This window comes from Neochlamydia sp. AcF84 (assembly GCF_011087585.1).
In the GTDB taxonomy this organism is placed as follows: Bacteria; Chlamydiota; Chlamydiia; order Chlamydiales; family Parachlamydiaceae; genus Neochlamydia.
On the sequence record NZ_VJOT01000002.1, the window covers coordinates 1 to 7,155 of the forward strand.

Sequence of the window (7,155 nt, forward strand, 5' to 3'; positions counted from 1 at the left end):
AAGCATCAATGTTTTCCACCTAGTTGATCTGCAAGCTATTCTAAAAAAAGAGTTTGGTAAAAACTTAACCTTGCAAGGAATTTGGACAATCTTACGTCGTTGCCGCTATACACCTTTGGTTCCTCGTCCTCAACATTATAAAGCTAACTTAAGAGAGCAAGAAGCCTTTAAAAAAAAATTCCAAAAGCCATTACCAGCTTAAACAAACGATTTCCCAAGAAAAACATCGAAATTTGGTTTGAAGATGAAGCACGGCTTGGGCAACAAAGCACCTCTACTAAGGTATGGGCAAAAAAAGGAACACGGCCAAAAGCTCCTAGGCAGACAGAATATAAAAATCTGTATGTAGCTACAGCTGTTTGCCCACGTTCAGGGCAAGCAGAAGGAATGATTCTACCTTTCTTAAATAGCCAAGGAGTGGAAATTCTTCTTAAGCAAGTTGGTCAATCGCTGCCTGCTTCTTCCCATGCTTTGCTAATTTTAGACCGAGCTAGCTATCATACTAGTAAAACGCTGAAAGTTCCTTCCAATATTCACCTGCTCTTTCTACCTCCTTATAGTCCTGAACTTAATCCTGTTGAAAACTTATGGCATTACTTGCGTAGCCATTTTTGGTCTAATCGTATTTATCGGGGTTATAAAGAACTAGAAAAGGTGGCAATAGCTTCTTGGAGAAAGGTATGTCTGCAAGAAAAAAGAATGAAAAGTTTATGTGCTGTATCGTATGCCTAATTGTGTAAGGAGTAATTTAAAAGCGTATTATCTTATTCTTTTTAATTATCAACGTTATATATGGCTGGCTTTTCTCAAATTGTTCTAAGAGGCTGGAAGTGGTTTATAAACCTACTCCCCCAGGCTCGGCTAGCTTTCTAGCAGTTTTTTTATTCATCTTTTAAAACTCTTCATGGGTAGCTTAATACAAAGTTAGGCACTTATGAAGAAGTTTTTTGGGGACCTCTTATCATTAAAACATGAGCCTCAGCTGCAAAATTAAAGAAAAAAATCACAGCAGGCGTAAGGATTGCAGTGAAAGGTATCATGGTAAAAAACCATTGAAGGATTGCGTGTAAAGGGTGATGGCATGAAAAACATACTGATCCTGTCATCCAAGCGGCTAAAATTAGCAAACCCGCAAGGCACCATAGAGGAAAGGTAGCTATTAGGGATAAAATAATATTACTAAATAGATCACCTCTCATTCTTTTAGATAATATGTCAGCAACTTGTATGCGATTTAAGCCTTTCAAAGCAATCACGGGGGTAACAAAAAAGAGAATTGCCAGGCTTAATATGCATAGAAGCAGAGTACCTAAATTAATTAAAAAGGGACCAAAAGCCAAAATAGCGCTGAAGAAGGGGCCTACTGCAGGAATTTCCTCTAGTAAAAAAAAGAGACCCAAAAGCATCCACAGCAATAGGTAGCTTAAAATAATTGGGATGCAAAAATAAGAAGCTCCAATCATGATCTCCCATGATTTAGCTAATATCTCTGTGTAACTGGCCTGCTTTTTTTTTATTTCATCATGATAAATGCGAATAAGAACAATCCCTGTGGAAAGTAAAAATCCTGCACAAAGAAAAATAGGTAAAAAAGTTAGACTCATCATCAGCCATTCATTAGCTCCTAAAGCTAGGCCACGAAAAAACACTACTAAGACACCACATAATGCTAAAATGGTAAAGACTAGTAGAAATTTTTTCTTATTAAGAGAGAGGGCTAACGCTCTGTTAAACATTAATTGTAAGTCATCGAATGTCATAATTGTTTTTTATCTCATTTCGAGGTTTGAAAAAAAATATTTAGTTCTTACGGTAAGAATATCTTTGCTTTTAGGGTCTTCCCCCTATTCATAAAAAACTAGAGCTCAAATGCAATTTTATTCACATGCTTATCAGAAGAGCTAGTACTTCATAAGAAATCAACTGAAGAAGGTCTATATTACTTTATGTTGATAGCTGTATAAGCTAATCTCTAAACAGGCCTGAAGTTATCTCGAGTTAAAATTCACTCATCTTCTAAGCTCCTAGCTGATGTGTAAATGGGCACCTATCTTATCTTTCACAAAAATGCGCTCTTCAATTAGCTCGCTTTCCGAGGCCATAATCTTACTTCTTATCCACTCATGCCAAGGAAGATCTTTTACGATCTCATATGTTCTATCTTCCTTGGTACGACAAGGAAAGGAAAAAACTAGGTTTTCTTGAATCCCATAAGGGTTATGGTTGCTAATCACTCCTGAGGAATACCACTCTCCTGGAGGGGTAGGGTTGATGATAGCTTTCATGGCATCAATAGCTGCATGGGCTGCTGAAGCTGCGGAGGATTTTCCTCTGGCTGCAATAATTTTAGATCCTCTTTCTTGTACTCCGCTCATGAAATCATTTTCCAGCCAATGCTGGCTTATCGGAAAATTTATCAAAGGCCTATTTTTTATATGCACATGGGTAAAGTCAGGCACTTGCGTAGAAGAATGGTTGCCCCATATCACGACTCTTGTTACCTCATGGCTATTAACATTTGCTTTTTTTGCTAATAAGCTTACGGCACGATTTTGATCCAAACGCATCATCGCATGAAAATTTTGCGGGGGAATCCGCGGAGCATGGCTAAGAGCAATTAAACAATTAGTATTACAGGGATTTCCCACGACCAACACAATGGCATGCGGATTGGCGGACTTATTTAATGCTCGACCTTGCTCAACAAAAATTTTGCCATTTTCATTGAGCAAATCCTTTCTTTCCATGGCAGGACCGCGTGGTTTGGCACCTACTAGGAAGGCATAATCTATCTCTTTAAAAACCTCATCGGGATTGCTTCCAATGATTATTTCTTTTAAAAGGGGAAAAGCACAATCTTCAAGCTCCATAGCTACACTTTGGAGAATGGGCATGGCTTCTGGGATTTCCAAAAGATGCAATCCTATGGGCTGAGTAGCGCCTAATAAGTCGCCATTGGCTAGACGGAATAAGAGGCTATAAGCGATTTGCCCTGCTCCGCCTGTGACAGCAATACGTTTCAGAGGTTGAGGCATAAAAATTCTTCTTTCTTGCTATTAAAGGATAAAGGAATTCTAAAAGTAAAGTTCCATTTTGGTTAAGCTAAAGTTATAGAGCCAAGGGAAACTTAAAAAAACTTAGGGTTAGAAATTTACCTATGCAATTTCAGAAAAATTCTATCTTTGTTACTTTTTTATGGTTAAAAATATTTCCGAAGCTGCCATTTCTCTGCACCAAGTACAATTTATACTGACTTTTTTCTCTAAAATTTTCGCTAATGCGCTCAATTCTTTAGAAGAAATTTTTTATAAGGGAAAAAAACTTGTAAAGCTCCGGCAGTCAATCCATCAATCATTGAAGATTTTATGTTTTCTTTTAAAAAAGAGTGCCTAGGTGTTTATATATAAATCTCTATTTTTGCCATGCAGCTATTCTAAGGCGCCTTTAGCTTCTAAAAGTTGAATGATCTGCTCGTAATTTATCCGATTTTTTTCCGATAAATACTCTTTTGTCCAGCGTAAAGCTGTAGTGCCCCTGTAATCTTTGGCATTGATATCTGTAGTTTTATCTACCAAAATTTTTACCGACTCTACATTCCCATACTTTGCCGCATAGTGCAGGGGTAACCTTAAGTTCCTATCAAAGATGTTGGCATCCGCCTCTTGCTCTAATAAGAATTGGGCAATTTCTAGATGATTTCCTTGTACAGCATAACTTAAGGGGGTGCTTTCGCTATCATCTCTCGCATTAATGTGAGGGGTTGCTTCTATCAAAGCTCTAATAACTGGCAAATGCCCTCCCATAGCGGCATAATGTAGAGGTAAAGCTTTAGATTGGTCAGCTTCATTAGCATCTGCACCGTGTTTTAACAAGTAATTAACTATCTCAATTTTGCCGCCCTCAGCTGCCAAGCTTAAAGCTGTTTGATCCTTATCTCCTTCTTTGGCATTCAAATTATGAGTCAGAGGAAGTAAAATTTTAACAGTAGATAAAGAGCCTTTCTCAACAGCATGGTGCAAAGGTAGCTTCCCATGATCATCTTCTTTGTTAACATCTCCTCCTAATTTGAGTAAGGCTTTAATATCTTTTTTCTTTCCGTAGCGGCAAGCAAATCTTAATGCTAAAGTTAAGACTTTTTCCCGCTCGTAGGCCTTATCAATTTTTGAAAGTAGGATTTTAACGATAGCTACATGTCCTTTCTTAGCTGCCCAAATGATAGGCAGCTCATTATTTTTGTCCTTAATAGCAGGGTTAGAATCTTGAGTTAATAAATATTTTACTGCTGCTACTTCTCCTACTTCTGCAGCACAACTTAAAGGGGTGCGCTTGTCATCATTTAAAGCATCAATATTTTTAGTAGGATCTACTAGGATCTTGACAACCTGCAAATGTCCAGCTTGGGCAGCAAGGTGCAAAGGTAGATTGCCCTCTCTATTGGTACTATTTGCATCGGCCCCTTGTTCTAGTAAATAGCTGACCACCTCTTTTTTTCCAGTTCTAGCAGATAAAAGCAAGGCTTGGCTCAAAATCTCTCTGAATGGGCTGGTGCCTTGATTGCACAAAGCTTTAACAATATCTAAATGCCCTGCCTGAGCGGCTAGCTCTAAAGCACAATGAAAATGTTGATCTTTCAGTTGCGGATCAGCACCTTTTTGCAATAAATATTTAACAATATGTAATTTCCCAGCTTCAGCGGCTACACTTAACGCCGTGCGCTGAGAGGTGGGGCTTTTTTCATTAACGGGATGAATAAGAAGTAGGCTTTCGACCTTGCCTAGATCTCCTCTTTTTGCGGCCAGGTGTAAAGGAGGGAGTTCCTCTTCATTTAAATTAATTTCCTCCGTTTCTGGCAACAAGATGCTATCTGTTTTGCCTAGAGAGCTAACCCGGGAGGAAATATCATTTTCGCTTGTAGAGGTCAACTCTTTCTTAGGGCTGCCCAGATTCTCGGCGGCCGCTCTATTAACATGTTCAACATTTATCGGCTTAAAAGTAATTTGGCGGGCAGCGTATTGCACTGCATTAGCCTGCTCTTGAAGCCTAGGTTTTGTAGATATTTTAGCAGCAGAAAATTTTTTCACTAAAGTGCGAAAAGAGAAGACAGCGATGGGCACAGCTAAGGGTAGAAGAGGGAGGGCCACTAAGGTGATTAAGGCGGTAAGGCTACCCACCCATAGCTTTGATTTACTATTAAGAATGCTAAAATCTCGAAGAGCATGATGCTGAGAAGAACAAGGGTTAATTAAGGAAAAAAAATTTGATACTTTCATTGCTAGCAATCCCTGTAAAATTTTACTACTAATAATATATCATCCTACTGTTTTTTTATATTAAATTTTTAAAAGAAGGGCAATCATAGCTTTAATACATGTTGAATCGTAAAAGACAAGGAAAATTTACCTATCTTATGAGACACTCAATCTAGACAAAAAAAATTATTGTCTATATAAGTTTAGGTAGTTAGCTATAGCCATCTTCTTCTTAAAGCACTAAATGCTTGTGGGAACCTGAAATTGTTTCTATCTTTATAAACTATCCCTTATCATATTATTTCTGATAAAAAAGTACCTTCTGTAAATCAATGACTTCTCTTAATATTATTGAAATTTTTCGTAGCATTCAAGGGGAAACAAGCTTAGCCGGGCTACCTACGACTTTCATACGCTTGGCGGCCTGTAATCTTCGCTGCTCATGGTGTGATACTACCTATTCATTTGGACGGGGGGTCTCTTATACCTTAGAAAGTATTTTTTCAAAGGTAGCTTCTTTTGGCTGTCAATATGTTTGCGTGACGGGAGGAGAACCACTTTTGCAGGCTAACGTCCTCCCTTTAATGGAGCAATTATGCCAGGCAGGATATATCGTCAGCCTAGAAACTGGAGGTTCTCTGTCTACCCAAAAGGTGAATGCAAATGTACGCATCATTCTAGACATTAAATGCCCTGGAAGCCAGATGAGCAATAAAAACCTTTGGGATAACCTTGCCCATTTGCGCTTTCATGACCAGATAAAATTTGTGATCAGCAATCGGGAAGATTACGATTATGCTAAGGCGGTCTGTAACCAACATCAATTATTTAAGAAAGTCAGTGAGATATTGTTTTCGCCTGTATTTGAGGTATTGCCTTCCCAAACCTTAGTCAATTGGATATTAGAAGATCAGCTAGCCGTGCGCTTAAATTTGCAAATTCATAAATTTATATGGCCTCCCTATACTAAAGGCGTTTAAAGATGAAAAGAGCTATCGTTTTATTGAGCGGGGGATTAGATTCAACAGTTATATTAGCTCTTGCTCTGGCACAAGGGAGGGAATGTTATGCTTTGAGTTTTGACTATGGTCAAAGGCATCGTATAGAGCTTACGCACGCCAGTAAGATTGCCAGATACTATCAAGTTAAACATAGTATTGTCCAAATTGACTCAAGTGTATTTAAATCTTCTTCTTTAGTGTCCGATCTAGCGGTACCAAAAAATCGATCAAAAGAAGATATAGGCTCAGGGCAAACCCCCAATACCTATGTGCCAGCACGTAACACTCTTTTTCTAGCTTATGCTATGGGGCAAGCTGAAATACTAGCTGCTCAGGAAATTTATTTAGGAGCTAATGCATTAGATGCTCCCTCCTATCCCGACTGTACACCTAGCTACATTCAAGCTTTTCAGCAGGTTTTAAATGTGGGCACTAAGCAAGCTGCTGAAGGAAGCTCGCCTCAGCTTTTAACACCTTTAATCCAGTGGGATAAAGCTGAAATTATTCGCCAGGGCTTCGCATTAGACGTGCCTATACACATGACTTTTAGCTGCTACGATCCGACGCCTCAGCAAAAGCCTTGTGGGCAATGCGATGCATGCATCTTAAGGGCCTATGGATTTGCAGCAGCCAAAGGGTAAATTTTCTCTTAAATAACAGGCTATTAAAAAGCTTATAAAGCTTTTATCTATCATTGACATAAGAAAAGAGAAGGAGCTGATCTATTGCAGAAGAATCCCAACAGCTTGCCATCTTAAAGTATTTTATAAAAAATTTGCTGACTTCCTTACCTATGATCTAAATTTTAACGGAAGTTCCATTTTTTTCTATAAACTTAAAGCCGGTAATTGTTTTATTATTAGTCTCTTATAGCTTTTTTATAAAAATTTGTAGTCACCAAAAAA

7 protein-coding genes are annotated in these 7,155 nt (G+C 38.4%); 4 read left to right on the top strand and 3 right to left on the bottom strand.

Going from position 1 to position 7,155, the window contains the following annotated elements:
* Both NEOC84_RS00010 and NEOC84_RS00015 read left to right on the top strand, forming a co-directional pair.
* On the top strand, window positions 1-202 hold a 202-nt coding region (locus NEOC84_RS00010), incomplete at its 5' end, for a winged helix-turn-helix domain-containing protein (protein ID WP_166154093.1).
* A complete protein-coding gene (locus NEOC84_RS00015; RefSeq protein ID WP_347566609.1) occupies window positions 190-732 on the top strand; it encodes an IS630 family transposase in 543 nt (180 codons plus the stop codon). The genes NEOC84_RS00010 and NEOC84_RS00015, both read left to right, overlap by 13 nt.
* A 200-nt stretch (window positions 733-932) precedes the next feature.
* Here NEOC84_RS00015 and NEOC84_RS00020 read toward each other — a convergent pair whose 3' ends face one another.
* The 3 genes from NEOC84_RS00020 to NEOC84_RS00030 all read right to left on the bottom strand — a co-directional run bounded on the left by NEOC84_RS00020 (window position 933) and on the right by NEOC84_RS00030 (window position 5,270).
* Window positions 933-1,760, bottom strand: coding sequence for a hypothetical protein (locus tag NEOC84_RS00020; RefSeq protein WP_166154095.1), 828 nt, complete (start codon window positions 1,758-1,760; stop codon window positions 933-935).
* A 264-nt stretch (window positions 1,761-2,024) separates the two neighbouring features.
* A complete protein-coding gene (locus tag NEOC84_RS00025; protein ID WP_166154097.1) occupies window positions 2,025-3,035 on the bottom strand; it encodes a malate dehydrogenase in 1,011 nt (336 codons plus the stop codon).
* 393 nt (window positions 3,036-3,428) lie between these two features.
* The gene (locus NEOC84_RS00030) at window positions 3,429-5,270 is read right to left on the bottom strand and encodes an ankyrin repeat domain-containing protein (RefSeq protein ID WP_166154099.1); all 1,842 of its coding nucleotides are present in this window, start codon (window positions 5,268-5,270) and stop codon (window positions 3,429-3,431) included.
* Window positions 5,271-5,581: 311 nt separating this feature from the next.
* Between NEOC84_RS00030 and NEOC84_RS00035 the strand changes: the two genes are divergently transcribed.
* Together NEOC84_RS00035 and queC are read left to right on the top strand one after the other, a co-directional pair.
* On the top strand, window positions 5,582-6,229 hold the full coding sequence (locus NEOC84_RS00035; RefSeq protein WP_166154101.1) for a radical SAM protein: 648 nt from the start codon (window positions 5,582-5,584) through the stop codon (window positions 6,227-6,229).
* 2 nt (window positions 6,230-6,231) lie between these two features.
* Complete coding sequence (gene queC, locus NEOC84_RS00040) at window positions 6,232-6,891, top strand: 7-cyano-7-deazaguanine synthase QueC (protein WP_166154103.1); 660 nt, start codon at window positions 6,232-6,234, stop codon at window positions 6,889-6,891.
* The last annotated feature ends 264 nt before the right edge of the window (window positions 6,892-7,155 follow it).

Coding starts and splice junctions, on each gene's coding strand:
- NEOC84_RS00020 (WP_166154095.1), bottom strand. CDS start 1,760: ATGACATTCGATGACTTACAATTAATGTTTAACAGAGCGTTAGCCCTC.
- NEOC84_RS00025 (WP_166154097.1), bottom strand. CDS start 3,035: ATGCCTCAACCTCTGAAACGTATTGCTGTCACAGGCGGAGCAGGGCAA.
- NEOC84_RS00030 (WP_166154099.1), bottom strand. CDS start 5,270: ATGAAAGTATCAAATTTTTTTTCCTTAATTAACCCTTGTTCTTCTCAG.
- NEOC84_RS00035 (WP_166154101.1), top strand. CDS start 5,582: ATGACTTCTCTTAATATTATTGAAATTTTTCGTAGCATTCAAGGGGAA.
- queC (WP_166154103.1), top strand. CDS start 6,232: ATGAAAAGAGCTATCGTTTTATTGAGCGGGGGATTAGATTCAACAGTT.